Source organism: Pseudomonas sp. Irchel s3h14, assembly GCF_900187425.1.
GTDB lineage: Bacteria > Pseudomonadota > Gammaproteobacteria > Pseudomonadales > Pseudomonadaceae > Aquipseudomonas.
On record NZ_FYDJ01000009.1, the window covers coordinates 59782 to 83838 of the forward strand.

General features: G+C 60.5%; 23 protein-coding genes and 2 riboswitches. Of the genes, 6 read left to right on the forward strand and 17 right to left on the reverse strand.

Annotated elements, in window-relative coordinates; translation table 11 throughout:
• Positions 1-20 precede the first annotated feature (20 nt).
• The 9 genes from CKW16_RS18415 to CKW16_RS18455 form a co-directional block, all read right to left on the reverse strand.
• A complete protein-coding gene (locus tag CKW16_RS18415; protein WP_095129600.1) occupies positions 21-1238 on the reverse strand; it encodes an amino acid deaminase in 1218 nt (405 codons plus the stop codon).
• Positions 1239-1277: 39 nt separating this feature from the next.
• A complete protein-coding gene (locus CKW16_RS18420) occupies positions 1278-2042 on the reverse strand; it encodes an IclR family transcriptional regulator (protein WP_095129762.1) in 765 nt (254 codons plus the stop codon).
• 157 nt (positions 2043-2199) lie between these two features.
• Positions 2200-2589, reverse strand: coding sequence for a RidA family protein (locus CKW16_RS18425; protein ID WP_007898265.1), 390 nt, complete (start codon positions 2587-2589; stop codon positions 2200-2202).
• Positions 2590-2633: 44 nt separating this feature from the next.
• Positions 2634-3440 carry an amino acid ABC transporter ATP-binding protein gene (locus tag CKW16_RS18430; protein ID WP_095129601.1) on the reverse strand — a complete coding sequence of 269 codons (807 nt, stop codon included), beginning with the start codon at positions 3438-3440 and terminating at the stop codon, positions 2634-2636.
• Complete coding sequence (locus CKW16_RS18435) at positions 3437-4099, reverse strand: amino acid ABC transporter permease (protein WP_095129602.1); 663 nt, start codon at positions 4097-4099, stop codon at positions 3437-3439. Before CKW16_RS18435 ends, CKW16_RS18430 begins: the two co-directional genes overlap by 4 nt.
• A 9-nt stretch (positions 4100-4108) precedes the next feature.
• The gene (locus CKW16_RS18440; RefSeq protein ID WP_095129603.1) at positions 4109-4771 is read right to left on the reverse strand and encodes an amino acid ABC transporter permease; all 663 of its coding nucleotides are present in this window, start codon (positions 4769-4771) and stop codon (positions 4109-4111) included.
• Positions 4772-4822: 51 nt separating this feature from the next.
• The gene (locus tag CKW16_RS18445; RefSeq protein ID WP_095129604.1) at positions 4823-5671 is read right to left on the reverse strand and encodes a transporter substrate-binding domain-containing protein; all 849 of its coding nucleotides are present in this window, start codon (positions 5669-5671) and stop codon (positions 4823-4825) included.
• 297 nt (positions 5672-5968) lie between these two features.
• The gene (locus CKW16_RS18450; protein ID WP_095129605.1) at positions 5969-6250 is read right to left on the reverse strand and encodes a type II toxin-antitoxin system RelE/ParE family toxin; all 282 of its coding nucleotides are present in this window, start codon (positions 6248-6250) and stop codon (positions 5969-5971) included.
• Positions 6240-6488 (reverse strand): type II toxin-antitoxin system Phd/YefM family antitoxin, encoded by a 249-nt coding sequence (locus tag CKW16_RS18455; RefSeq protein WP_095129765.1) that lies wholly within the window; start codon positions 6486-6488, stop codon positions 6240-6242. The genes CKW16_RS18450 and CKW16_RS18455 overlap by 11 nt, the downstream gene beginning before the upstream one ends.
• A gap of 370 nt (positions 6489-6858) precedes the next feature.
• On the opposite strand from CKW16_RS18455, the gene CKW16_RS18460 reads away from it, so the two are divergent.
• Complete coding sequence (locus tag CKW16_RS18460) at positions 6859-7290, forward strand: co-chaperone YbbN (RefSeq protein WP_095129606.1); 432 nt, start codon at positions 6859-6861, stop codon at positions 7288-7290.
• A gap of 67 nt (positions 7291-7357) precedes the next feature.
• On the opposite strand, the gene CKW16_RS18465 is transcribed toward CKW16_RS18460, so the two are convergent.
• Positions 7358-8917 carry a TerC family protein gene (locus CKW16_RS18465; protein WP_095129607.1) on the reverse strand — a complete coding sequence of 520 codons (1560 nt, stop codon included), beginning with the start codon at positions 8915-8917 and terminating at the stop codon, positions 7358-7360.
• A gap of 267 nt (positions 8918-9184) precedes the next feature.
• Positions 9185-10051 (reverse strand): LysR family transcriptional regulator, encoded by an 867-nt coding sequence (locus tag CKW16_RS18470; protein ID WP_095129608.1) that lies wholly within the window; start codon positions 10049-10051, stop codon positions 9185-9187.
• 103 nt (positions 10052-10154) lie between these two features.
• Here CKW16_RS18470 and CKW16_RS18475 point away from each other — a divergent pair, with 103 nt between their 5' ends.
• Entirely contained in the window at positions 10155-11705 is a 1551-nt protein-coding gene (locus CKW16_RS18475) for an MFS transporter (protein ID WP_095129609.1), read from the forward strand.
• Here the strand turns inward: CKW16_RS18475 and CKW16_RS18480 are convergent.
• Positions 11695-12099: a MerR family transcriptional regulator gene (locus tag CKW16_RS18480; RefSeq protein WP_095129610.1), complete on the reverse strand. Its 405-nt coding sequence runs from the start codon at positions 12097-12099 to the stop codon at positions 11695-11697. The genes CKW16_RS18475 and CKW16_RS18480 overlap by 11 nt on opposite strands.
• Before the next feature lie 77 nt (positions 12100-12176).
• Here CKW16_RS18480 and CKW16_RS18485 point away from each other — a divergent pair, with 77 nt between their 5' ends.
• A complete protein-coding gene (locus CKW16_RS18485) occupies positions 12177-13403 on the forward strand; it encodes an NADH:flavin oxidoreductase/NADH oxidase family protein (protein WP_095129611.1) in 1227 nt (408 codons plus the stop codon).
• Between the two features lie 3 nt (positions 13404-13406).
• Here CKW16_RS18485 and CKW16_RS18490 read toward each other — a convergent pair whose 3' ends face one another.
• The 5 genes from CKW16_RS18490 to cobW all read right to left on the reverse strand — a co-directional run bounded on the left by CKW16_RS18490 (position 13407) and on the right by cobW (position 21809).
• Complete coding sequence (locus CKW16_RS18490; RefSeq protein ID WP_095129612.1) at positions 13407-15053, reverse strand: phospholipase D-like domain-containing protein; 1647 nt, start codon at positions 15051-15053, stop codon at positions 13407-13409.
• Between the two features lie 28 nt (positions 15054-15081).
• The gene (locus CKW16_RS18495; RefSeq protein ID WP_095129613.1) at positions 15082-15621 is read right to left on the reverse strand and encodes a VWA domain-containing protein; all 540 of its coding nucleotides are present in this window, start codon (positions 15619-15621) and stop codon (positions 15082-15084) included.
• Positions 15622-15740: 119 nt separating this feature from the next.
• Positions 15741-16739: an ATP-binding protein gene (locus CKW16_RS18500; RefSeq protein ID WP_095129614.1), complete on the reverse strand. Its 999-nt coding sequence runs from the start codon at positions 16737-16739 to the stop codon at positions 15741-15743.
• A gap of 144 nt (positions 16740-16883) precedes the next feature.
• Positions 16884-20747, reverse strand: coding sequence for a cobaltochelatase subunit CobN (cobN, locus tag CKW16_RS18505; protein WP_095129615.1), 3864 nt, complete (start codon positions 20745-20747; stop codon positions 16884-16886).
• A gap of 3 nt (positions 20748-20750) precedes the next feature.
• Entirely contained in the window at positions 20751-21809 is a 1059-nt protein-coding gene (cobW, locus tag CKW16_RS18510; RefSeq protein ID WP_095129616.1) for a cobalamin biosynthesis protein CobW, read from the reverse strand.
• Between the two features lie 98 nt (positions 21810-21907).
• A riboswitch (cobalamin riboswitch) is annotated at positions 21908-22123 on the reverse strand.
• Between the two features lie 193 nt (positions 22124-22316).
• Positions 22317-22546, forward strand: a riboswitch (cobalamin riboswitch).
• Between the two features lie 120 nt (positions 22547-22666).
• On the opposite strand from cobW, the gene CKW16_RS18515 reads away from it, so the two are divergent.
• From CKW16_RS18515 to CKW16_RS18525, 3 genes are read left to right on the forward strand one after another with little or no spacing between them, the layout of a single operon-like run.
• Positions 22667-22870, forward strand: a complete 204-nt coding sequence (locus tag CKW16_RS18515) for a CbtB domain-containing protein (protein WP_095129617.1) — start codon at positions 22667-22669, stop codon at positions 22868-22870.
• An 11-nt stretch (positions 22871-22881) separates the two neighbouring features.
• Positions 22882-23589: a CbtA family protein gene (locus CKW16_RS18520; RefSeq protein ID WP_095129618.1), complete on the forward strand. Its 708-nt coding sequence runs from the start codon at positions 22882-22884 to the stop codon at positions 23587-23589.
• Entirely contained in the window at positions 23586-23999 is a 414-nt protein-coding gene (locus tag CKW16_RS18525; protein WP_095129619.1) for a cobalamin biosynthesis protein, read from the forward strand. The genes CKW16_RS18520 and CKW16_RS18525 overlap by 4 nt, the downstream gene beginning before the upstream one ends.
• Positions 24000-24057: the final 58 nt, after the last annotated feature.

Genomic DNA, 24057 nt, shown 5'->3' on the forward strand with positions numbered 1-24057 from the left:
GCCGCGCCTCGGTCTAAACCTTAGAAACAGGTTTCCATGGTTTCGATGACATTCAGCTGCTCATCCACCAGACACCCGATACGCCACTTGTCGAACGTCAGGCACGGGTGCGAAGTACCAAAGGAAATAATGTCCCCCACCCGCAATTCAACCCCCGGCGCCACGGTCATGAACGCATGCTGGTCCATCACTGCCGTCACCTTGCAGGCGCTGACGTCGTCGCCCGTCGCCGGCACCACGCCCGCCTTGTAACGCAACAGCGGCACCGGCAACCCGGCGTCGTAGGCCACGTCGCGTTTACCCAGGGCGATCACCGCAAAACCCGGTTCCGGCAACGACTGCACGTGAGCCCAGACTTCCAGCGCCGGGCGCAGGCCTTCGTGCAGATCACTGCGGCGGTCGAGCACGCAGCATTGCGCTTCTTTATAGATGCCATGGTCGTGAGCCACGTAGCTGCCGGGACGCAGCACGCTGAGGAAACGCCCGCCGGCGTTCTGCGCTTCGAAGGATTCAGCGATCAGGTCATACCATGCCGAACCCGACGCCGTGATGATCGGCTTGGGAATGGCGAACGCGCCGCTGTCCTGCAATTGCACGGCCAGGCGCACCAAAGAATCAGCGAACGCACGGATGCCGCTCACCGCGTGATCGCCGTGAATCACCCCTTCGTAACCTTCGATCCCGGTCAGCGCCAGGGCCGGTTGTGCGGCAATGGCTTTGGCCAGCGCGACCACTTCGTCTTCCGTGCGGCAACCGCAGCGACCGCCGACCACGCCGTACTCGATCATCACGTTCAAGCGCACACCGCGCGAGGCGAAATACGCGCCGAGGTCGGCGACGTTGTCCGGGTGATCGACCATGCAATGGAAGTCGAAAGTCGGGTCCGTCAGCAGATCGGCGATCAACGCCATATTCGGCGTACCGACCAATTGGTTGGCCATCAGCACCCGATGCACGCCATGGGCGTAAGCCGCGCGGGTTTGCGTGGCGCTGGCCAGGGTGATGCCCCAGGCACCGGCGTCCAGTTGGCGGCGAAACAGCGCCGGGGTCATGCTGGTTTTGCCGTGGGGGGCGAGTTCGGCACCGCTGTTGCTGACAAACGCCTGCATCCAGCGAATGTTGTGTTCCAGCGCTTCGCGGTGCAGCACCAGCGCAGGCAAGCTAACGTCGCGCACAAGATTGGCGCCTGTGTGGGCAAAGCCCTTTTCCACGGTGGCAGTATTTTTGGCGGAAAACATGGTCGAACTCCTCACATTCGCGGCCGCAGGCAGCCGCTGTTATTCGTTGATGCGACGGGCCAGGCTGTTGGCGCTGTCAATCAGCACCCGGCGATAGTCGTTGTAATTGTTTTTGGCATCGGCCCGTGGGGCGACGATGCACAGGGTCGCAATAGCCACGCCGTTCGGGTCTTTCACCGGGGCGGCGAAGCAATGGGTAAAGGTGTCGGCAACGCTATCGAAAGAGAAGAAGCCATCGATAGCGGCCTGACGGATTTCACCGAGAAACTGCGCCAGTGGCAGGCGTTCGCCGTTGGGCAGGATGAAGTCGTCGTGATCAATCAGATCGACGATTTCCTGGTCGCTCAAGTGCGCCAGCAGCAGGCGCCCGGAAGCGGTCCAGGGAATCGGCGCGTTCTCGCCGATGTCCGAGGAAATGCGGAAATGCCGCTCGCCCTCTTTCATCAAGGCCACGGTGTATTTTCGTCCGTTGAGCAGGCACATCTGCGCGGTTTCGCGGGTCTGGCTGACGATCTCCTGCAACGCGTGATCGGCCTCGCGGGTCAGGTCGAAATGGCGTAAATGCGCTTGCCCCAGGAAGTACAACTGACGGCCGAGGTAGACGTGACCGTCCTTGCCCACCGCCTCCAGAATCCGTCGTTCCAGCAGGGAGGCAACCAATTCGTAGACCGTGGATTTCGGGCTGCCGATGCCGCTGGCGATTTCGTTCGGGCGCAGGGGCTTGCCGACTTCCTTGAGGAAATCGAGGATATCGAACGCCCGGTCCAGACCGCGAGCCCGGCGCTTGATGGTGTCTTCGGTCATTTCATTGGTTCCCATACAAATTCGCCAGGGAGTTTACCGCTAATGATCGTTCCCACGCTCTGCGTGGGAATGCCTCAATGGACGCTCTGCGTCCGCTTTGGGACGCGGAGCGTCCCGGGCTGCATTCCCACGCGGAGCGTGGGAACGATCATTAGGGTCAGGCCTTTTTCTTGTACGCGATGCAGTCGATCTCGACCTTGCAATCGACCATCATGTTCGCCTGCACACAGGCCCGGGCCGGTGCGTGTTCGCTTTTGAAGTATTCGGAAAACACCTTGTTGAAGCTCCAGAAATCCCGCGGGTCTTCCAGCCACACACCGGTGCGCACTACATCTTCGAGGCCATAACCGGCCTCTTCGAGAATCGCGATCAAATTCTTCATGGTCTGGTGAGTCTGTTCGACGATGCCACCCACAATGATTTCGCCATCCAGCGCCGGTACTTGCCCGGATACGTGTAGCCAGCCATCGGCTTCAACGGCGCGGGCGAAAGGACGGGGTTGGCCGCCACCGGCGGTGCTGCCGGTGCCGTAACGAGTAATGCTCATGAATAATTCTCCTGATTGAAAAGTGAAAATGCTTCTGTAAAAAATCAGAAGCGCGTGTTCTTGAGAAATTCCGTCAGTCGTGGCGATTGCGGGCGTTCGAAGAGTTCCTTGGGTGGCCCCTGCTCTTCGATCCGCCCCTGATTCATGAAGACGATCTTGTCCGAGACCTCGAAAGCGAAGCGCATTTCGTGGGTCACCAGCAGCATGGTCATGCCGTCCTCGGCCAGGCCTTTGATCACACTCAGCACTTCGCCCACCAGTTCCGGATCGAGGGCCGAAGTGACTTCGTCGAACAGCATCAGGCTCGGGTTCATCGCAATCGCCCGGGCAATTGCCACACGCTGCTGCTGACCGCCGGACAATTGACCGGGGAAGTGATCGCGCCGCTCCAGCAAGCCGACCCGCTCCAGCCATTTTTCCGCCAGGGCCACCGCTTCATCCTTGTGCAGCTTTTTGACCTTGAGCAAACCGAGGGTGACGTTCTGCAACGCCGTGAGGTGCGGAAACAGGTTGAACTGCTGGAACGCCATGCCGGTCATGGCCCGATGCCGGGCGATGACTTTTTCCGGGTGACGCACGCGCTTGCCGTTAACCTCGTCATAACCGATGGACTCGCCATCGAGCATGATCTGCCCGCCCTGGAATTCTTCGAGCATGTTCACGCAGCGCAGCAGCGTGGTCTTGCCCGAGCCGCTGGAACCGATCAGCGTCACGACGTTGCCGCGCTGCATGGTCAGGTCTACGCCCTTGAGCACTTCGAGCTGGCCGTATTGTTTGTGCAGGCCGCGGATGTCCAGCAAGGCCTGACCGTTTTGAGCATCTTTTACGTTAGAGAGCGAAGGTTGAGTCATGGCAAGGCCACCCGCTTTTCAATGTGCCGGCCGAGTAATTCGATGGCGTAGTTGATGACGAAAAACAGAAATCCGGCGAACAGGTAAAACTCGAGGGTCATGAAGGTCCGGGCGATGATCTGCTGCGTGCTGAGCAACAATTCAGCCACACCGATCACCGACAGCAGCGTGGAGGCCTTGACGATCTCGGTGGACGAGTTGACCCAGGTCGGCAAGATCTGCCGCAGCGCCTGAGGCAACAGCACGTAACCGAGTGCTTGATAAAACGTCAGGCCGATGGCCTTGCTCGCTTCCATCTGACCACTGGGCAGCGCTTGCAATGCGCCGCGCACGATCTCGGCGACGTGGGAGCCGCAAAACAGCGTCAGCCCCAACGCACCGGCCTGAAAGGCACTGATCTGCCAACCCAGCGCCGGCGCCATATAGAAGCAGGCGAGCACCAATACAAACACCGGCGTGCCGCGAATGATGTCGACGTAAAACCGAAATGGCGCGCGCATCCAGAACTTGCCGTAGGTCAGCACCAGACCGGCAACAACGCCGAGCATCGTGCCCAGCAGAATTGCCAGCGCCGAGACCTGCACACTGGTCATAAAGCCTTGCCACAGGACTTCCCGTGCCACCCATAACTCATGTAACCAACTGGGGGATTCGTACATGTGGGCCTCCTATCGGCGAATTGCCAGACGCTGCTCGAGGTAACGCAGCATCATGGCAATGAGGTAACAGGCCGCCACATAGAGCGCTGTGGTCACCAGCCAGGTTTCAATCACCCGGTAGCTCTCGACATTGATCTTGCGCGCGTAATAGGTCAGCTCTGGCACGGCAATCGCCGCGGCCAGCGAGGTGTCCTTGAACAGCGAAATGAAGTTGTTCGACAAGGCCGGCAGCACATTACGCAGCATCACCGGCACGGTGACGTACGCCTTGACCTGCCACTCGCCCAGACCGATTGCCAACCCGGCTTCCCGCTGGCCTTTGGGAATGCTCAACAGCCCACCGCGAAACACTTCGGTCAGATAGGCCCCGGCATACAGCGACAGCGTGATGATGAATGACGGGATCTTGTCCAGACGAATCCCCAGACTCGGCAAGGCGAAGTAGATCAACAGAATCAACACCAGAATCGGCGTATTGCGGATCACCGTCACATACACCGACGCCAGCACCCGCAACCCGCGGTGCTTTGACAGCAAAGCAAACGCCATCATCAGGCCGATCACGCAACCGATGGCGATCGACACCAGCGCCAGCTCAAGACCCAGACCGAGCCCCGCCAGCAGGGTGTCGAAATCGCGCCACACGGCGGCAAAATTCAACTGATAGTTCATGGTCAGCAGCACCTTGAACGGGGCGATCGGAACCGCCCCGCTCTCACGGGATCATTTGAATTCGACGGGGAAACCAATGGCTGGCGACGGCAGATCGACACCGAACCATTGCTTGAACGACGCTGCGTAGGTCGGGAACTCCACGCCTGTCATGCCTTCATGCAAAACGGTGTTGACGAAGTTCAACCAGTCCTGATCGCCGCGTTTGACCGCGCAGGCGTAGGTCTGCGGGCTCCAGGCATAAGCCGGGCTGCGATAGCGACCCTGGTTCTGCACCATCAGGTATTTCACCGACGACTGATCGGTGGCAGCGGCGTCGGCGCGACCGGAGTTCACCGCCTGATACATCAGGTCCACGCTGTCGTACTGATCGACTTTGGCCTTGGGCAATGCCTGATGCACCAGTTCTTCGGCGTAAACGTTCTGCAGCACTGCCACGGTCACTCCGTCACCGGCGGCTTTGAGGTCTTCGATTTCCTTGTACTTGCTGTTGGCCGGCAACAGCAGGCCGACACCTTCGCGATAGTACGGCAACGTGAACGCCACTTGCTGCGCACGACTGGCGGTGACGGTAATGAACTGGCAACTCATGTCGACTTTATCGGTCAGCAGGTTGGGAATCCGCGCATCTGACGACTGCACCACGAACTCGACTTTGCTCGGATCGTTGAACAACCCTTTCGCCACCATCCGCGCGATATCGATATCAAAACCCTGCAACTTGCCGTCCGCTCCCTGGAAGTGCCACGGCGCATTGGTACTGCCGGTGCCCACAATCAGTTTCCCGCGGGCCAGCACGCTATCGAGCTTGCTGTCCGCCGCCTGGGCCACACCCATGGCAGCAGCCGAAGCCGCGAGAACAAAAACACACGCTTTAAACAAGGAAGGTCGGCGATGCATGGCAAGCACTCCAGGGTGATGTTTATTCCGCTATACCGGAAGATAGTATGTAACAACGGAATAAACAGCAGAAAGTGTGCCACAGGATGCGGGCGGAATGTTGGGGAGATTGAAAAGTGTTTTGAATCAAATGGATGGAGAAAATACAAAACCGGCGTTACGAAATGCACAGGTGAACGACCGCTACCGTTGGCTACAACGTACGGGTATCTGGTTCACAGTTGGAGTTTTTATGAGTTAATTCGGTGCGGTGCTGCGTTGGCCAAGGCAGCCGGAAAATAAACTTAACAAGACCCATCAGCGATCGGCTGCATCCTTGTACACATCGCTCCGCTCTCTTTTCCCCACTGCTATGACGGTCACTACCAGCACATCATCAAGCACGCGATATACCATTCGATATCCGGCACTACGCAGCTTGATTTTGTAAGCATTTCCAAGCCCGCTGAGTCGGTCAGCGGGAACGTGCGGGTTTACAAGACGCTCCTGAAGTTTCCTTTTGAACTGGTCCTTCAGGTTTACTCCAAGCTTTTTCCATTCTTTCCAGGCTTTTTCTGAAAACTCCAGCTCATAGGTCATCAATCGAAACCTTTATGGTCGGATCGTTTTCCCGCTCTTTACAAAGAGCAAGTAACTCCAAGTCATCCAGGCGATTCATCATGGCTTCGTACTCTTTTGCGGGAACACAATAGAAAGCCGGCTCATTGCGGTTAAGGATCGCAACAGACAGGCCACCGCCGGCAGCGACCGTTCCCATCGGATTTTTTTTCAATTCAGAAATGCTCGCCACCACCTGCGAAAGCACGATATGTGTCATGAAGTTATTCCTTAGGGTGCTTTTAGAAGTGCTAAAAATAGCACTCCGAAGCGTATCTGCCTCTATCCTTTTGTCATAAAGGAGGCGCTCAGTGCTTGCCGCTTTTTGCCCTTCGATTCGCGGATTGATCTTGTGCTCCAGGTTCCTACTCATCTGTTCGGACACTCCATTGAAGAATGAACAAAAAGTATCACGCCACACGCTTCCAGCTTTCCGTGTGTCCTGTCGGGCTGGTCCTGTAACACGGTAAGGAGTGTCCGAGTCTACGTAGGAAAACTTACCTACCTGTTATTTCTGACAGTAGACTCCTTCCCGCGCCTTCCTTTACCGTCGATGGACCGTCAATGGCCGTTGTGAAAAGGAGATTTCAATGAGCTCGAAAATCGCTCGCAAAGCACTGGCCCCGGTCTACCGCAAGGCCCTGAGAACCTGGCGCCCGGTGATCCTGTACTTCGGCAGTCAACACTGTCCCGCCTGCGAAACAGCCGGGCCGATTTTTCGTGAGATTGGCGAACGATATCGCCATCACGCGCTGATCTACATGCTGAACACCAGCGAATCCCCCCGCCACCCGGACGTCACCGGAACACCCACCGTACTGTTTTACAAGGATGGGAAGTTGCTGAAGAAGCTCAAGGGAATCGGCACTGAGCAAACCCTGCAGGAAGACTTCGCCAGGCACATCGGCAAGGTGAAACCCAGATACACGGCTCGCAAACCGAGCCATGACCTGGCGTGGTTGCATCAAACCTTGCGGACCCTGTGCACTGTGCCTCGGGCGCGTCAGGTGGGCAGGGCTTGAGTTACCTGTCGCCGGATAGTCGCTTGCGCGAGCAAGCCCGCGAAGCCCCCTCAAATCCGGCGCAAAATTACCCGTCGATACGCGCCAGCAACACTCGTGTCACCCGCCGCTCTTCAACCGCCACCACGGTCATCCGCCAGCCTTCCCACTCATGGCTGTCACCGATCATCGGCAGGCGATCCAGCAAGCTCATCACCAGTCCGGCCAGGGTCTGATAGTCGTCGCCGGGCTCTGCCGCAAACCCGGTCCGCTGTCGCACGCGTGCCAGGTTCAACGCGCCGCTGACCATGAATCCACCCTTCTCCTCGACCACATCCGGGCCCTCGATTTCGCTGGCGTCAGGCAACTCGCCGGCGATCGATTCGAGAATGTCGGTCATGGTCAACACACCGACGAAGTCACCGAATTCATTGACCACAAACGCAATGTGCGTCGAGGCTTTGCGCATCTGTTCCAGGGCATTGAGGATCGAGTAACTGTCCAGCAGGTTGATGGTCTTGCGCGCCAAATGGTCAAGACCGGGTGAGTTGCCGGCCAGGTATTCCTTGAGCAATTCCTTCTTGTGCACGAAGCCCAGCGGCTCATCCACTGCGCCATCGCGAATCAGCGGCAGGCGCGAATAGGACGAATGCATCAGGCGCGTGCGAATGGCGTCGGCATCGTCGGACAGATCGATGTAGTCGACGTCAGCGCGCACGGTCATCAAGGTGCGGATCGGCCGCTCGGCGAGTTCCAGCACACCGCTGATCATCACTCGCTCACGACGGTCGAACAGTTCTGAGCTTGGTGATTCACCGTTGTCCAGCAAGTCGGCAATCTCCTCGCCGACCTCCTCCACGGCCAACTTGCGGCCACCGAGCAAACGCATCACGGCGTGGGCCGTGCGCTCTCGCATCGGTCGCAGGCCCTGCATGGATTTTTTGCGGCGAGCCCGGGCGATCTGGTTGAAAATCTCGATCAGGATCGAGAAGCCGATGGCCGCGTACAGGTAGCCCTTCGGAATGTGGAACCCCAGGCCTTCAGCGGTCAGCGCGAAGCCGATCATCATTAGAAAGCCCAGACACAGCATGATCACCGTCGGGTGTTCGTTGACGAAACGGGTCAGCGGCTTGCTGGCGACGATCATCAGGCCGATGGAAATAATCACCGCGATCATCATCACCGCCAGCTCATCAACCATGCCCACAGCGGTAATCACCGCGTCCAGAGAGAACACCGCATCGAGCACCACGATCTGCGCCACGATCGGCCAGAACAGCGCGTAAGCCACATTGGACGAGCGCTGGCCAACATGACCTTCGAGCCGCTCATGCAATTCCATCGTGGCTTTGAACAACAGGAACACACCACCGAACAGCATGATCAGGTCGCGGCCGGAGAAGCTCTTGTCGAACACCTCGAACAGCGGCTGAGTCAGGGTCACCAGCCAGGAAATACTCGCCAGCAGTCCCAGACGCATCAGCAACGCCAGGGACAAACCGATGATCCTCGCACGGTCGCGCTGCTCGGGCGGCAGTTTGTCGGCGAGGATTGCGATAAACACCAGGTTGTCGATGCCCAGCACCAGCTCCAGCACAATCAACGTCAACAGGCCCAGCCACGCGGTGGGGTCAGCTATCCATTCCATAAAAACGTCTCGATCTCTTCAGTGAATTCAGAATGCCGGGCACGGCAAGGCGCGGCGCGGAGGCCGTGGAACTGCAATGTCAAAGGTATTCAGAAGTCGAAAGACTGGGTGTTTCGCGTGCATCAAGACCGCGCAGTAGCGCGAGGAGAAAGGATAACCGGGAGGCTCCGAGAGGGTGTTCATGCACGTCCTGAAAGGAAAAAGGCCTTGGAGCGTACAGGCGAAAGCGATATTTCCTACAGTTGAAAATCATTACAAAATCTGTACTCAGTGATTTTTGACCCGCTCGATATACCTCGCCACCGCCGGTGATTTTTCGAATCGCCGATGGATCAACGACAACCAGGAGCTCGCCTCACACCCATTGATCGGCCGGTATAAGACACCCGGCAAACTGACATGCCCGACCACCGATTCTGGCACCACCGCCACGCCCTGCCCCAACGACACCAATGCAATGACCGCCACCAGCCCGCCCGGTTGCGCACCCAGTTTCGGCGCAAATCCACCCTCGGCGGCGACTTGCAACGTGCCGCTGATTTGTTCCGGCAGGATGAACGTCTCGTTCTGCAAATGTTCCGGGCCAATCTCTGGCAATCGGCACAGCCAGGACTCGGTCGGCAGCGCCAGCACAAAGCCTTCTGCATCCAGGCGAATGGCTTCCAGGCCTTCGGGCAAGGTCATGGGTGAGCGGACATAGCCAACATCGAAACGCCCCTCGACCACCATCATCGGCAATGACGCCATGGGACTTTCCCGTACATTCAAGCTGACATCAGGACACTCGCGGCTGAAGGCTTGCACTTGTTTCTGCAGCAAGCCCGAATACACCGCCGAAGCCACGTAACCCAGTTCGATATGGCCAATATCCCCGCGCCCGGCACGCTGGGCGTTGTACTGAGCGTATTCGAATTGGCGCACCGTCGCCTCGGCCTCGATCACCAGCGCCGCGCCGGCCTCGGTCAGGCTGACTTCACGTGTCTGGCGCACGAACAATCGTGTGCCGAGTTCGTTCTCCATGTCCTGGATCTGTCGAGTCAAGGTCGGCGGTGCGATACCGAGTTGTTCGGCGGCGCGAGTGAAATTGCCTTGCCGGGCAACGGCGAGGAAATAGCGAAAATGGCGAATATCCATCTGTGCATTAGCTCAAAGGTAATGAAGTGACAAGGCGTACCTAACAAGGACAGTAGCAACAGACGATAAGCTGCACTGACTTTCACAGTAGAGAAACGTTGCCATGCCCGTCAAATCCAAGGTGAGCCCGCGACTGACATTACTCACAGCCTCAGGCGTTTGCTCGCTGATCGTACTCGACACCAACATTGTCGCCGTCACTCTGCCGACGATCGCTCGGGACCTGGGCGCAAACTTTGCCGACATCGAATGGGTGGTCAGCGCTTACATGCTGGCCTTCGCGGCCCTTTTGTTGCCGGCTGGCAGCATCGCCGACCGCTTTGGTCGGCAGAAAACCCTGCTCTGCGGGTTGGCCATTTTCATTCTCGCGTCCATTGGTTGCGGTGCCGCGCCCAACGCGCTGTTCCTCGACATCGCCCGGGCGATCAAGGGTGTCGGCGGGGCCTTGCTGCTGACCTCGGCGCTCGCCTCCATCGGCCACACCTTTCACGATGAAGTGGAACGGGCCAAGGCCTGGGCGTTCTGGGGGGCGTGCATGGGGGTGGCGATGACCGCCGCGCCGACGGTCGGCGGGCTGATCACCGAATACATGGGCTGGCGCTGGATTTTCTACCTCAATTTGCCGGTGGGATTGTTGTTGATGGTGATGGTCTGGCGCGCCGTGCCGGAGTCCCGCGACACGCAGTCCGCACGCCTCGATCCCTGGGGCAGCCTGGCGTTCAGTGCGAGTTTGCTGTGCCTGATCTGGGGCCTGATCGAGGCGAACCGGATCGGCTGGAGCAACCCGCTGACCTACGCCCGGCTGATCGGCGGCGCTCTGTTGCTGGGGCTGTTCGTGGTGATTGAGCGGATGCAGCGGCGGCCGATGGTCGATCTGCAACTATTCAAGCATCCGCGTTTCATCGGCACGCTATTGGGCATGTTTGCCTACGCCGGTTGCGCCCAGGTGATGATGACCCTGCTGCCGTTCTACCTGCAAAACGGCCTGGGTTTCTCGGCCATCGCTTCAGGTCTGGGGATGTTGCCGTTTGCCCTGACCATGCTGATTTGCCCGCGCATCGGCGTACGCCTGGCGAGTCGGTTTGCCCCCGCCACGTTGATGGCCGCCGGTTTGACCCTGGTCGGCAGCGGCAATCTGCTCAGTGCCTGGGCGGTCAGCAGCGGCGGTTACCTGCCCTTCGCCCTGGCGATTGCCGTGACGGGCGCCGGTGCCGGGTTGCTCAACGGCGATACGCAAAAGAACATCATGGCTTGCGTGCCACGGGAGCGCACCGGCATGGCCTCAGGCATGAGCACCACCATGCGCTTCAGCGCAATCGTGCTGGCCATTGGCGTGTTCGGCGCGTTGCTGTCCAGTCATACCGAACTGTTGTTGCGTACGAGCCTGACGGCACAAGGTGCGCAATGGCTCGGCCAAACCCAGGGCATCGCCTCGCGGGTGGTGGCCGGTGACATGACGGCGGCGATGGGCCTGTTGCCGGAAACCGCGCGCACCGTGGTCGAACCGTTGGCCCGCCAAGCCTTCGTCGGTGGTTTCAGCCTGCTGCTTTGGGTCGCGGGGTTGTTGGCATTACTGGGTGCGCTGGTGGTGGGCACGCTGATGCGCAATCCGATCCCCGCTCCGTCGACCGCAGCTATCAGCGCTAAGGCTTGAACCTCGCCAATACCCGCTGGGCATTCGCTTCACAGCCCATGCCCTCGGGCCGCGACTGAATGTTGTCGATCACCTCCAACAGCTGCGCCTTGCTCTGCGCCAAGTGCAGCTGCATCTCTTCGATCTGTTCGACTTTGCGCGTAAGACCCGCCAGTAATTCGTCTTGCTTGAACTCACCGGTCGCGCTGTCCGGCAACAACTGTTTCAACTCTTCCAGGCTGAACCCGGCCTGCTGGGCGCAAAGGATGATCTTCAGGGTTTGCAACGTCTGGTCGGGATAGTGCCGGTAACCGTTGGCCCGGCGCTCCACTTGCCGAATCAAACCCTGAGCCTCGTAAAACCGAATGCGCGACGCATTCAACCCGCTCAATTGCGCCAATTCACCAATCTTCATCACGGCCTCATTTGCCTGCTTGACATTAAAGTTAACTTTAAGCTTAGCCTCTACTCTTCACTGATGAGGAGTCAAGCATGTCGCCCTTCCAAGCGTTGAATTTGCCCAACGGACAGACCATCGGCAACCGCATCGCCAAAGCCGCGATGGAAGAGAACCTCGCTGACAGCGGGCAGGCACCCGCGGATGCCTTGTTCCGGCTGTATCAGGCGTGGGCCGAAGGCGAAGCCGGACTGTTGCTGACTGGCAACGTGATGATCGACCGCCGCGCCATGACCGGCCCCGGCGGCGTGGTGCTGGAAGATGAGCGGCACCTTGAACGCTTTCGCCAGTGGGCCAGCATCGGTCGGGCCGGTGGCGCGCAGTTCTGGATGCAGCTCAATCATCCTGGCCGTCAGACCATGGCCAACCTCGGCCAGCAAGCGTTGGCGCCGTCCGCCGTGGCGCTGGACCTGGGTGCGTTCTCGAAGATGTTTGCCGAGCCCAAACCCATGAGCGAGCGCGACATCGAAGAGGTCATCCAACGCTTCGCCACCAGCGCTGTCCTTGCGGAAAAGGCCGGATTCACCGGGGTGCAGATTCATGCCGCGCACGGTTACCTGATCAGCCAGTTCCTCTCGCCGTTGACCAACCGCCGGACCGACCGCTGGGGTGGTTCTCTGGAAAATCGCGCGCGCTTGTTGTTGGCAGTGGTCAGCGCCGTGCGCAAGTCTGTGTCGCCGCAATTTTGCGTGGCGGTGAAGCTCAACTCGGCGGATTTCCAGCGCGGCGGTTTCGATGCCGACGATGCCCGACAAGTCATCCAATGGCTCAACGATCAACCGATCGATCTGCTGGAACTCTCCGGCGGCAGCTACGAAGCCCCGGCCATGCAAGGTGAGGCCCGGGATGGCCGGACCCTGGCGCGTGAAGCGTATTTCCTGGAAATGGCCGGGGAATTGGCCCGTGTGGCGAACATGCCGGTGATGGTGACCGGCGGGATTCGACGCCTGGCGATCGTCGAACAGGTACTCGACAGCGGCATCGCCATGGCCGGGATCGGCACGGCGCTGGCGATTGAACCGCAACTGGTCAAACGCTGGCGCGAAGGCCAGAACAGTCACCCGCAACTGCCGCCGATTCGCTGGAAACGCAAACCTCTGGCGGCGCTGGCGAGCATGGCCGTCGTGAAGTTCCAGCTCAATCGCTTGAGCCGAGGGCGCAAGACCCGTCCCGACGTGTCGGCGCTATGGGCGTTGATTCTCGACCGCGTGTACATCGCCCGGCGGACTCGTCAGTACCGGCAGGCGATGAACAGGCCTTAGCGCTTATCGCCCCGAGAAACGCACTCTCGACAGCATCCGCAAATCCCCCGCGCGATAGTAATCATCGGTCCAGCTGTCATCCGCCGCCAACGGATGGACCTGCTTGAGCGCGAGTTTCTTGGCGAAGTAGCGAAAGCGGTAATGCTCGTAGAACCGCAGCAGTTCCAGGCCATAACGGTCTGCCAGATCGGTATCGCCGCGAATGATCAGGTAGTTTTCGTCATTGCCATTGCTGGCCGCGGCACTGAGGTTATGGCTGCCGCTGATGATCGTCGGCGCATCGCTGGTGAAGTCCGTCACCACGGCTTTGGTGTGCACCAGCAGGTTGCCCTTCTGGCCTTTCATGTTCTCTCGGAGCCAGCCTTCCAGCCCGGTGTTGAGCAGCGCGGTGGCGGCGAATTCAGCGGTGCGGTCGGCGTGGAAACCGGTGATACGGCTGGCGGTGTTTTGCAGGCCGTAACGCAAAATGTCGTCGTGGGGCAGGCCGAGCAAAGCGTTCAGGATGTCGTCGGGCAAGGCGAACGCGGTGACGAACAGCACGTCCTTTTTCGCGGCGTTGATGATCTCGACGAACGCTTGCAGATCCCCTCTGCCCGAGCGCGGTGAGAAACCGGCGAACATCGGCTGCAGCGGATCCATCGGGTTGTTTTGCGTGAGCCAGTTTCGGGTGGAACCGACATCCGCAGGGTTAGCCCAGACCTGCTCGAAGGTGTGCAGATAGCTGGTGCTGACGCGCGTGTCGTCCAGCACATGCACCACGTTGGCCTGGCGGTAAACGCCGTTGGGCGTGAAATTGGTGCTGCCGCAAAGCACCGCTTCGGGCTGACGCTGCCCCGCCGCGTCGAGTCGGCTCAGCACCATGAACTTGTTGTGGAAGATGTTATGGGTTACCCGTCCACGTTTGTGCGCCACCGGGATTTTTTCCAGGCTGGCCTCGTTGACGGTGGTGTCATCATCGTCCGGTTGAGCGTGATACAGGACTCGAACGTTTACCCCACGTTCGAACGCGGCATTGACCGCATCGACAACGGCCTGCAATTCATACTCGTAGATGGCAATGTCCAGCGCCCACTGGTCATCCACCGCACGCTCGATAAACCCCAGCAAACGCCCGAGTAAACCGTTTTCCAGCCACTGCCGCGGGGCATCCGGCCAGGCTTCGATGGGCAGGTTCTTGTTGGCGCTGATCAGCGCGTCGAGTTCGGGAAACTTGCGCTGGAACGCCTGACTGGCAGCCACTGCGCGATTGAAGATCACGCTTTGGTTATTCGGCTGACCATTGTCGGAGGTGACCGTCACTTCCAGGTACTCACCCAGTTGCGGCGCATCAACGGGGCCGTAGGCCAGGTGGATTCGGTAATGGATCGTCATCCCCGGATTGACCGCGTAATCGGCCCAGCGAAATTTCTGCAACGGCGCGATATTGCTGGGGGTGGCGTGAAAATGGGGAAAGGTATGCACCTTGCCGGGGAAGGTCAGGCTGTTGAACAGGAACAGCCAGGGCTTGGGGCCTTGTTGTCTTTCGATGGCGAAACCCAATAGGCCTTTGCGGCGGGGTTCGGCCAGGTCCATGGCCAACAGCACGCCATTGGCGCCGGCGTAGGCCTTGACGCGGAAATCATCCTGAATGTTGGCGGCTAGAACGCGCATGACTCACTCCTGTGAAGATCTTTTCGGCTCACTCCATATCATCGATATGCCGGTACTGCGCCTGCAATTGAGTTGCCAATACTTTAGACCGTCCAAGACGAATCGGCCCCCGTTCGATGTCGATCAGCAGCCCCGGACAATCAAGCACCGGCAACATCGACCAGTCCTTCAATCGTCCATCGGTTACCAGCAACAATCGCTGCTTTTCCGCCGGAAAGCGTTTTTGCCGTGCCGTCAGCCAGCGCCCCGCCTCACCCAGCGCCGCCAGCAACGGCGTACCACCGCCCGCTCCCAACCCATCAAGCCAGTTGCGCAAACCCGCGGAGGCTTTCAACCCTTGTACTTGCCACTTCGGCACATGACCACTGGCAGTCAGCAACGCCAGGCGTGCACGCTGGCGATAGGCATCGTCGAACAGTTGCGCGAGCAAGCCCTTGGCATCGCTCAACGCCTGATGGCGACGAGTCGAAGCCGAGGCGTCGACGATCACCAGCCACAGTTCGTGGGGCGAACGGGTGCGCAGGTGAAACAAGACATCGGCGCGCTGACGCGGGCGGCCGTTCAGCAATGTGCCGGGCCAATTGATCGAGCCGCTGCGCGCGGTGTGACGTTTACCCTGTTTGCCGTTATCCAGCCGTCCGCCACGGGGTCTGGCATTCGCCCCCGCGTCAGATCGAGGGCGAATGCCTAGGGCTTTTTTGGCCAGCTCGGCACGTCACGTCGGGCGCCGACCGGGAGCGCCTGAGCGGGCATTTCACCCCATTGGCCCTGGCCTTCGCTCGGGTTGGCATTTTGCGTAGAGGGCGGCTGACTGTGTTGCGGCGCTGGTGGCGATGACTCGCGACGGCGATGGCGCAAGGCAAATTCGGCGACGGCGTCGATGTCTTCCTCGGCGATGGCGCTTGCCCCACGCCACGCCGCGTGGGCACGCGCCGCGCGCAACCAGACCAGGTCGGCCCGCAAGCCATCGACGCCGGCGGCAAAGCAGCGCTCGGTAATCTGCGCGAGCGCATGATCGTCGAGCGGGATGCTTGCCAGCGCGCTGCGCGCTTTCTGGCAACGTTCGCGCAGCGACTGCTGTTGGCTTTCCCATTCGGCGCAGAAGCTGTGGGGATCGTTGTCGAAATCCAGCCGTCGCCGGATGATCTGGCCGCGTTCGGTCGGTGCTGTGTGGCCACTGAGGGCGACGTTCAGGCCAAAGCGGTCGAGCAGTTGCGGACGCAGCTCACCCTCTTCCGGGTTCATGGTGCCGATCAGCACGAACTTCGCCGAATGCCGATGGGAAATGCCGTCGCGTTCGATCAGGTTGGTGCCGCTGGCGGCCACATCCAGCAGCAGGTCCACCAGGTGGTCGGGCAGCAAGTTGACTTCATCGACGTAGAGCACGCCGCCGTCGGCCTTGGCCAATACACCGGGGGAAAACTGTGCGCGACCCTCGCTCAGGGCGGCGTCCAGGTCTAGGGTGCCGACCAGCCGTTCTTCGGTGGCGCCCAACGGCAACGTCACGAATTGGCCGCTGGCGAGCAAATCCGCCAAGCCACGGGCCAGGGTCGATTTGGCCATGCCGCGAGGGCCTTCGATGAGAACGCCGCCGATTTTCGGGTCGATGGCGGTCAGGTAGAGGGCGAGTTTGAGATCGTCGGCGCCGACCACGGCGGAGAGGGGGAAATGCGGGGTGTCGGTCATGGTTTTGTCTCGGTCGTGGTCTTTTTTTTTGATTGATCGTTCCCACGCTCTGCGTGGGAATGCAGCCCGGGACGCTCTGCGTCCCAAGAGCCGAACGCAGAGCGTCCGTTGAGGCATTCCCACGCAGAGCGTGGGAACGATCAGCTACCCGTCTTCTTCGATATCCAACAACAAATTCTCCAGCGCTTCGCGGTAATCACCCGGCTCCTTCCACATCCCCCGCTGCTGCGCTTCCAGCATCCGCTCGGTCATGTCGCGCAACGCATGCGGATTATGTTCGCGAACAAAATCCCGGGTCGCCGGATCCAGCAAATACGCATCCGCCAGCAACGCATACTGGTGATCGTCGATCAGCTGCGTAGTGGCATCGAACGCAAACAGATTATCGACCGTCGCCGCCAGTTCAAACGCGCCTTTATAGCCATGACGCTTCACGCCGTCGATCCACTTCGGATTGGCTGCCCGTGAGCGAATCACCCGGTTCAGCTCTTCCTTCAACGTACGGATTTTCGGCAGATCCGGCTGACTGTGATCGCCATGGTAACTGGCCGCCGCTTCGCCACTGAGGCTTTCCACGGCCGCGAGCATGCCGCCCTGGAACTGGTAATAGTCGTTAGAGTCGAGCAAGTCGTGTTCACGGTTGTCCTGGTTTTGCAGCACAGCCTGAACCTGGCTCAGGCGCTGAGCGAACTGCTCTCGCGCCGCGGTGCCTTCGTCAGAACCGCCGTAAGCGTAGCCACCCCAGTTCAGATAAACCTCGGCCAGATCGTCGCGGCTTTGCCACAGACGACCATCAATGGCGCCCTGCACGCCAGCGCCATAGGCACCCGGTTTGGCGCCAAAAATGCGCCAACCGGCCTGACGCTTGGCCGCCTCTTCATCCAGCCCCGATTGCATCAACGCTTCGCGCTCGGCACGCACTTTGGCCGCCAAGGGGTTGAGGTCTTCCGGCTCGTCGAGGGCGGCGACCGCTTGCACGGCGGCGTCGAACAGACGGATCAGATTGGCAAAGGCATCGCGGAAGAATCCGGACACGCGCAACGTCACGTCCACGCGCGGACGGTCCAGCAGACTCAGCGGCAGAATCTCGAAATCGTCGACCCGCTGACTGCCCGTGGCCCAGACCGGGCGCACGCCCATCAGCGCCATGGCCTGGGCGATGTCGTCGCCGCCGGTGCGCATGGTCGCGGTGCCCCACACCGACAGGCCAAGCTGACGCAGGTGATCGCCGTGGTCTTGCAGGTGTCGTTCAAGAATCAGGGTGGCCGACTGGAAACCGATACGCCACGCGGTGGTGGTCGGCAGGTTACGCACGTCCACCGAGTAGAAGTTACGACCGGTCGGCAGCACGTCGAGCCGACCGCGACTCGGTGCACCACTGGGGCCGGCGGGCACGAAGAGGCCGCTTAGGGCGTCAAGCAGACCGCGCATTTCCGCCGGGCCGCAGGCATCAAGCCGTGGCGCGACGACTTCGCGCAGGCTGTCAATGATGGCGCTCACTTCGGACCAACCTGCCTCCTGTGGGAGCGGGCTTGCTCGCGAAAGCGGAGTGTCAGTCAACATTGATTTGCCTGACCCACCGCTTTCGCGAGCAAGCCCGCTCCCACAGGGGCCGGGCTCGACCTCGATGTTCAACGTTTGCGAGATCAGTTGAGCGGCAAACAGCTCAAGACGTTCGCGGGTATCACCTGCTGTGCGCCAGGCTTCATCGGTGAGGGTTTGCAGTTCAATCGGACGCGGCCCGGTCCAGGGTTCGGCGAGCGCGCAATCCAGCGGATCGAAGCCCAACGTGAACGCCTTGGCCAAGGCCCGCAGCAGGCTCGATTGCGCACCCCGTCCATCGCCACGCGGAATGCGCAACAACGCCAGCAAGGTATCAATGCGCAAACGCCCGGTCGGCGACTCGCCGAAAATGTGCAGGCCGTCGCGGATCTGCGACTCTTTCAAGTCGCACAAATAGGTGTCCAGACGCGGCAACCAGATCGCCGCATCGGCATCACTGTCGAGTTTTTCGTCCAGTTGCAGTTCGCGGTCGATGTGCGTCTCGCGCACCAGTTGCAGGATGTCGCGCTGCAACTCCCGGGCACGGCGCGGATCGAGTAATTGCGCTTCGTAATACTCGTCGGCGAGTAATTCGAGGTTGCGCAACGGACCGTAAGTTTCGGCGCGGGTCAGCGGCGGCATCAGGTGATCGATGATCACCGCCTGCGTACGGCGCTTGGCCTGGGCGCCCTCGCCCGGATCGTTGACGATAAACGGATAGATGTTCGGCAACGGCCCAAGCAGCGCATCCGGCCAGCAATGCTCCGACAGCCCGACGCCTTTGCCCGGCAACCACTCGAGGTTGCCGTGCTTGCCGACGTGGATCACGCCGTGGGCGCCATAGGTGTTACGCAACCAGAAATAGAACGCCAGATAACCGTGAGGCGGCACCAGGTCCGGGTCGTGATACACCGCGCTCGGGTCCACCTGATAACCGCGCGCCGGTTGAATGCCGACGAAAGTCAGGCCAAAGCGCAGCCCGGCGATCATCATTCGCCCGCCACGGAACATCGGATCGTTTTCGGGCGAGCCCCAACGTTCCAGCACCGCTTGGCGATTGGACTCGGGCAAGGCGTTGAACATCAGGTTGTAGTCATCCAGCGCGAGGCTTTGCATACACGGGCGCTGGTCGAGGGTGTCGAGGTCGTTGCTGACGCCGCCGAGTAATTGCTGGATCAACGCGGTGCCGCTATCAGGCAACTCGGCCGGCAGCGGATAACCTTCTTTATGCAGCGCACGCAGGATATTCAGCGCGGCGGCCGGGGTGTCGAGGCCCACGCCATTGCCGATGCGACCGTCGCGGGTCGGGTAGTTGGCGAGGATCAGGGCGATGCGTTTTTCAGCGTTGGGCACTCGCGCCAGATCGATCCAGCGCCGCGCCAGTTCGGCGACAAAATCCATGCGCTCCGGTTGTGGCCGATAGCAGACCACATCGGATTGACTGCGCTCGCTGCGCCAGGCCAGGTCCTTGAAGCTGATCGGTCGGCTGATGATCCGCCCGTCCAGTTCCGGCAGCGCGATGTGCATCGCCAGATCACGCGGACCGAGGCCTTGCTCGCTGGCGCGCCAACCCGGTTCGTTGTCCTGGGCACAGATCGCCTGGATCACCGGGATATTGCGGCGAAACGGTCGCAAGTGCGGCGCTTCGGGGCTGGATTGAGCGAAACCGGTGGTGTTGAGAATCACCCCCGCCTCGACTTCGTCCAACAGGTCCTCGACCACCGTCAGGCAGCCGGGTTCTTTCAAACTGGCCACTGCAATCGGCAAAGGATTCAACCCTGCCGCCTGCAAACGCTGGCAGAAAATATCGATGAAACCGGTGTTGGCCGCCTGCAAATGCGAGCGGTAGAACAGCACCGCCGCCACCGGTTGATCGGCCTGCCAGTCGGCTTGCCAATCCTTCAGTTCAGCGGGGCTTTTTTTCGGGTGGTAAATCGCCGTGCGCGGCAGGGTTTGCGCCTCAGCCCAGGCGTAGTCGCGATCCAGCCAACGATTGGCGAGGCAGTGGAAAAAATCCAGGGCATTGCTCATGCCGCCCTGACGCAGAAACTGCCAGAGCCGATCGCGGTCTTCCGCGCCCACCGTGCTTAGCTCGCTGAGTTCAGGGTCCGGGCGGTCATCGCCAGGCACCAGAATCAGCTGCACGCCGCGCTCCGACAGTTGCACCAGTTGCTCGACGCCGTAACGCCAATAGGCGATGCCGCCGTGCAGCGAAATCAGAATCACTTTGGCGTGGCGCAGCACTTCGTCGACATACAGGTCGACCGACGCGTGATTCTGCACCTGCATCGGGTTGGCCAGGCGCACGCTCGGGTAATCGTCGGGCAACTGCTGCGCCGCTTCGGCGAGCAGCGCGAGGCTGGAGTCGCCGCTGCACAGGATCACCAGCTCGGCGGGGGTTTGTCCAAGGTCGGCAATGTTGTCATCCGACACGAAACCGCCGGGCTGGGTCCTGAGCAGGTGCATGGCTTAAACGCTGAGCGCAGCGCGCAATTGCGCTTCAAGCAGAGTGGCGTCCAGCTCCTGACCGATCAACACCAGACGCGTGGTGCGCGCTTCATCGGCGCCCCACTGACGGTCGAAATGCTTGTCGAAACGTGTGCCCACGCCCTGGATCAGCAGGCGCATCGGTTTGTTCGGGATCGCCGCAAAACCTTTGACGCGCAGGATGCCGTGCTGGACCACCAGTTGGGTCAGCGCGTCCAGCAGCAGGCTTTCGTCGGCTTGCGGCAGTTCGATGGAGATGGAGTCAAAGGCATCATGGTCGTGATCGTCTTCGCCTTCATGGTGGTGATCGTGATGGCTGTGACGGCTGTCGATGTGCTCTTCGGAGCCGGCGCCGAGGCCGATCAGCACGTCCAGTGGCACGCGACCGCTGCTGGCTTCGATGACTTTCACCGCTGGCGGCAGTTCTTCAGCGACTTCCAGGCGTACACGGGCCAGGTCTTCAGGGCTGATCAGGTCGGCCTTGTTGAGGATCACCAGGTCGGCGCTGGCCAGTTGGTCGGCGAACAGCTCGTGCAGCGGCGATTCGTGGTCCAGGTTCGGGTCGAGTTTGCGCTGGGCATCGACCTGGTCCGGGAAAGCCGCGAAGGTGCCGGCGGCGACCGCTGGGCTGTCGACTACGGTGATGACCGCGTCAACGGTGCAGGCGCTGCGGATTTCCGGCCACTGGAAGGCTTGCACCAGCGGTTTTGGCAGGGCCAGGCCCGAGGTTTCGATGAGGATGTGGTCGAGGTCGCCGCGACGGGCGACCAATTCGCGCATCACCGGGAAGAATTCTTCCTGAACGGTGCAGCACAGGCAGCCGTTGGCCAGTTCGTAGACGCGGCCGTTGGCTTCTTCAGTGCAGCCGATGGAGCACTGCTTGAGGATTTCGCCGTCGATGCCCAGCTCGCCGAACTCGTTGACGATCACCGCAATACGACGGCCCTGAGCGTTGTCGAGCATGTGCCGCAGCAAAGTGGTTTTGCCCGAGCCGAGGAAGCCGGTAACGATGGTGACGGGGAGTTTGGCCAGTGTTTTCATCGGATGCCCTTTGGCAAGGTGGCGGGCATACGGGACGACAATCGCTGCGACGGATGCGCGCGCAAGAGTTCCGCCACCGGATCACCCCGCCCGGTTGTAGTGAGAATCTGTGTCGAGGCAGGTCTCCTGGCTGACGGTTTGCCGGGCTTGTCGGCCCGGCATTCGCTGCGCCTTCCCGCGAACCCGTTGCACAGGGTTTGCAGTGGCGTGGCAGCGAACATCACCGTTCACAGTTGCGGGGGCAGCCGCGGCATCGACCGCGTTCCCTTCTTAGCTTCGGCAGACGCCGAAGAACCTCGAAAGCGCAAGGCTACGCATCGTGTGGGGGCGGGTCAATGTTCACCTGAGTTCTGTGGCGCCCCCTTCGCGAGCAAGTCGAATCGTCGCACCGCCGCTCCCACAGGGGAATGCATTTCAAATGTGGGAGCGGGCTTGCTCGCGAAGGGAGCGCCGCAGTTTCCAACTGAGAACCCTTGCCAATTGACGTCCAACCCCCGCCCATGCTCTCCTACACGCCTTGTTACGGGTGCCCTTCACAGGGTGAAACGGGAAACCGGTGAATCATGTGCTTTACTCTAAAGTCATGTCAGTCCGGTGCTGCCCCCGCAACGGTAAGCGAGCGAAGCGTCAGATCCACTGTGCCAGCAGTTCGGCATGGGAAGGTGATGCTTGCAGGTCAAGGCGAAAGCCACTACCCCTCGTGAGCCCGGAGACCGGCCCGCAACACAAAGTGACCATTACGATCACTGAATAACAAACCCGCGGTGGGCGGGCGCTGTTTGAACCTCTGCGCGCCCGACTCGCAGGGGTCTTCCATGCGCTCTAAATCACCCGCTGACAGACCAGAGGGAAGCGCCATGTCGATCATCAGCAGCACCGGCAGCAACACCGATAAGAGCACCGCCAGCACCACCAATACCCTGACTCAACGCCTGACTGTCGCCCTGTGCGCGTCGATCCTGGGTGCCAGCCTTGTGTATTTCGCCGGTTTCTCGCACATCGAAGCGGTGCACAACGCCGCTCACGATACCCGCCACAGCTCTGCATTCCCGTGCCATTGAGACCTGCTGACATGATCAAGCGTATTGCGCAAACCGCAGGGTTCACCGGGCTTCTGGCCGCCCTGTTGCTGACCCTGCTGCAAAGCTTCTGGGTGGCTCCGCTGATTCTGCAGGCCGAGACGTTCGAAAAATCCGAGCCCGCCGCTGTTGAAGTTCACGAGCACGCCGCAGGTGCTGTCGCCGCTCACACCCACGATGCTGAAGCCTGGGAACCGGAAGACGGCTGGCAGCGCGTGCTGTCCACTACCGGCGGCAACCTGGTGGTAGCGGTTGGTTTCGCCCTGATGCTGGCCGGTCTTTACACCTTGCGCGCTCCGACCAAAACCTCCCAAGGCCTGCTTTGGGGTTTGGCCGGTTACGCGACGTTCGTGCTGGCACCGACCCTCGGTCTGCCGCCCGAGCTGCCGGGCACTGCCGCGGCTGATTTGGCGCAACGGCAGATCTGGTGGATCGGCACGGCCGCCTCCACCGCGGTCGGCATCGCATTGATCGTGTTCAGCCGTCACTGGCTGATGAAAGTGCTCGGCGTGGCAATCCTGGCTGTTCCTCATGTGATCGGCGCACCACAACCGGAAGTCCACTCGATGCTGGCTCCGGAAGCCCTGGAAACTCAGTTCAAAATCGCTTCGCAGCTGACCAACGTGGCTTTCTGGCTGGCCCTGGGCCTGATCAGTGCCTGGTTGTTCCGCCGCAAAAGCGATGGTCAATACCACGCATGACTGAGATCAGCACAGCGCCGACTTTAGTGGTCGGCCTGGGCTGCCAGCGCGGCTGCCCCGTCAGCACGCTGCGGGCGCTGCTCGATCAGGCGTTACAGGCTCATAAAATCGAACTTCACCAGATCAAGGCGCTGGCCAGCATCGACCTGAAGCGCGAAGAGCCTGGCTTGATCGAATTGGCCGAACAACTAGCGCTGCCACTGATGTACTTCAGCAGCGAACAACTGGCCGGCTATCAACCGCAACTCAGCCACCGCTCGGACATCGCGTTCGAACGCACCGGTTGCTACGGCGTCGCGGAAAGTGCCGCCCTGGCCCTGGCCGAACAACTGACCCAGGCACCGGCAAAATTGCTGATTTCACGACAAAAATATGCCCAGGCCACCTTGGCATTGGCCGGCGCCGCCTGAAATCCTCGATAATCCTCGCCTTCGATCATGAGCAATCTTCATCTGAAGCCTTGCCCAG

Coding starts and splice junctions, on each gene's coding strand:
- CKW16_RS18415 (WP_095129600.1), bottom strand. CDS start 1,238: ATGTTTTCCGCCAAAAATACTGCCACCGTGGAAAAGGGCTTTGCCCAC.
- cobW (WP_095129616.1), bottom strand. CDS start 21,809: ATGAAAACACTGGCCAAACTCCCCGTCACCATCGTTACCGGCTTCCTC.
- CKW16_RS18430 (WP_095129601.1), bottom strand. CDS start 3,440: ATGACTCAACCTTCGCTCTCTAACGTAAAAGATGCTCAAAACGGTCAG.
- CKW16_RS18525 (WP_095129619.1), top strand. CDS start 23,586: ATGACTGAGATCAGCACAGCGCCGACTTTAGTGGTCGGCCTGGGCTGC.
- CKW16_RS18500 (WP_095129614.1), bottom strand. CDS start 16,739: ATGACCGACACCCCGCATTTCCCCCTCTCCGCCGTGGTCGGCGCCGAC.
- CKW16_RS18455 (WP_095129765.1), bottom strand. CDS start 6,488: ATGACACATATCGTGCTTTCGCAGGTGGTGGCGAGCATTTCTGAATTG.
- CKW16_RS18520 (WP_095129618.1), top strand. CDS start 22,882: ATGATCAAGCGTATTGCGCAAACCGCAGGGTTCACCGGGCTTCTGGCC.
- CKW16_RS18470 (WP_095129608.1), bottom strand. CDS start 10,051: ATGGATATTCGCCATTTTCGCTATTTCCTCGCCGTTGCCCGGCAAGGC.
- CKW16_RS18440 (WP_095129603.1), bottom strand. CDS start 4,771: ATGAACTATCAGTTGAATTTTGCCGCCGTGTGGCGCGATTTCGACACC.
- CKW16_RS18420 (WP_095129762.1), bottom strand. CDS start 2,042: ATGACCGAAGACACCATCAAGCGCCGGGCTCGCGGTCTGGACCGGGCG.
- cobN (WP_095129615.1), bottom strand. CDS start 20,747: ATGCACCTGCTCAGGACCCAGCCCGGCGGTTTCGTGTCGGATGACAAC.
- CKW16_RS18445 (WP_095129604.1), bottom strand. CDS start 5,671: ATGCATCGCCGACCTTCCTTGTTTAAAGCGTGTGTTTTTGTTCTCGCG.
- CKW16_RS18435 (WP_095129602.1), bottom strand. CDS start 4,099: ATGTACGAATCCCCCAGTTGGTTACATGAGTTATGGGTGGCACGGGAA.
- CKW16_RS18490 (WP_095129612.1), bottom strand. CDS start 15,053: ATGCGCGTTCTAGCCGCCAACATTCAGGATGATTTCCGCGTCAAGGCC.
- CKW16_RS18485 (WP_095129611.1), top strand. CDS start 12,177: ATGTCGCCCTTCCAAGCGTTGAATTTGCCCAACGGACAGACCATCGGC.
- CKW16_RS18425 (WP_007898265.1), bottom strand. CDS start 2,589: ATGAGCATTACTCGTTACGGCACCGGCAGCACCGCCGGTGGCGGCCAA.
- CKW16_RS18460 (WP_095129606.1), top strand. CDS start 6,859: ATGAGCTCGAAAATCGCTCGCAAAGCACTGGCCCCGGTCTACCGCAAG.
- CKW16_RS18475 (WP_095129609.1), top strand. CDS start 10,155: ATGCCCGTCAAATCCAAGGTGAGCCCGCGACTGACATTACTCACAGCC.
- CKW16_RS18465 (WP_095129607.1), bottom strand. CDS start 8,917: ATGGAATGGATAGCTGACCCCACCGCGTGGCTGGGCCTGTTGACGTTG.
- CKW16_RS18450 (WP_095129605.1), bottom strand. CDS start 6,250: ATGACCTATGAGCTGGAGTTTTCAGAAAAAGCCTGGAAAGAATGGAAA.
- CKW16_RS18515 (WP_095129617.1), top strand. CDS start 22,667: ATGTCGATCATCAGCAGCACCGGCAGCAACACCGATAAGAGCACCGCC.
- CKW16_RS18480 (WP_095129610.1), bottom strand. CDS start 12,099: ATGAAGATTGGTGAATTGGCGCAATTGAGCGGGTTGAATGCGTCGCGC.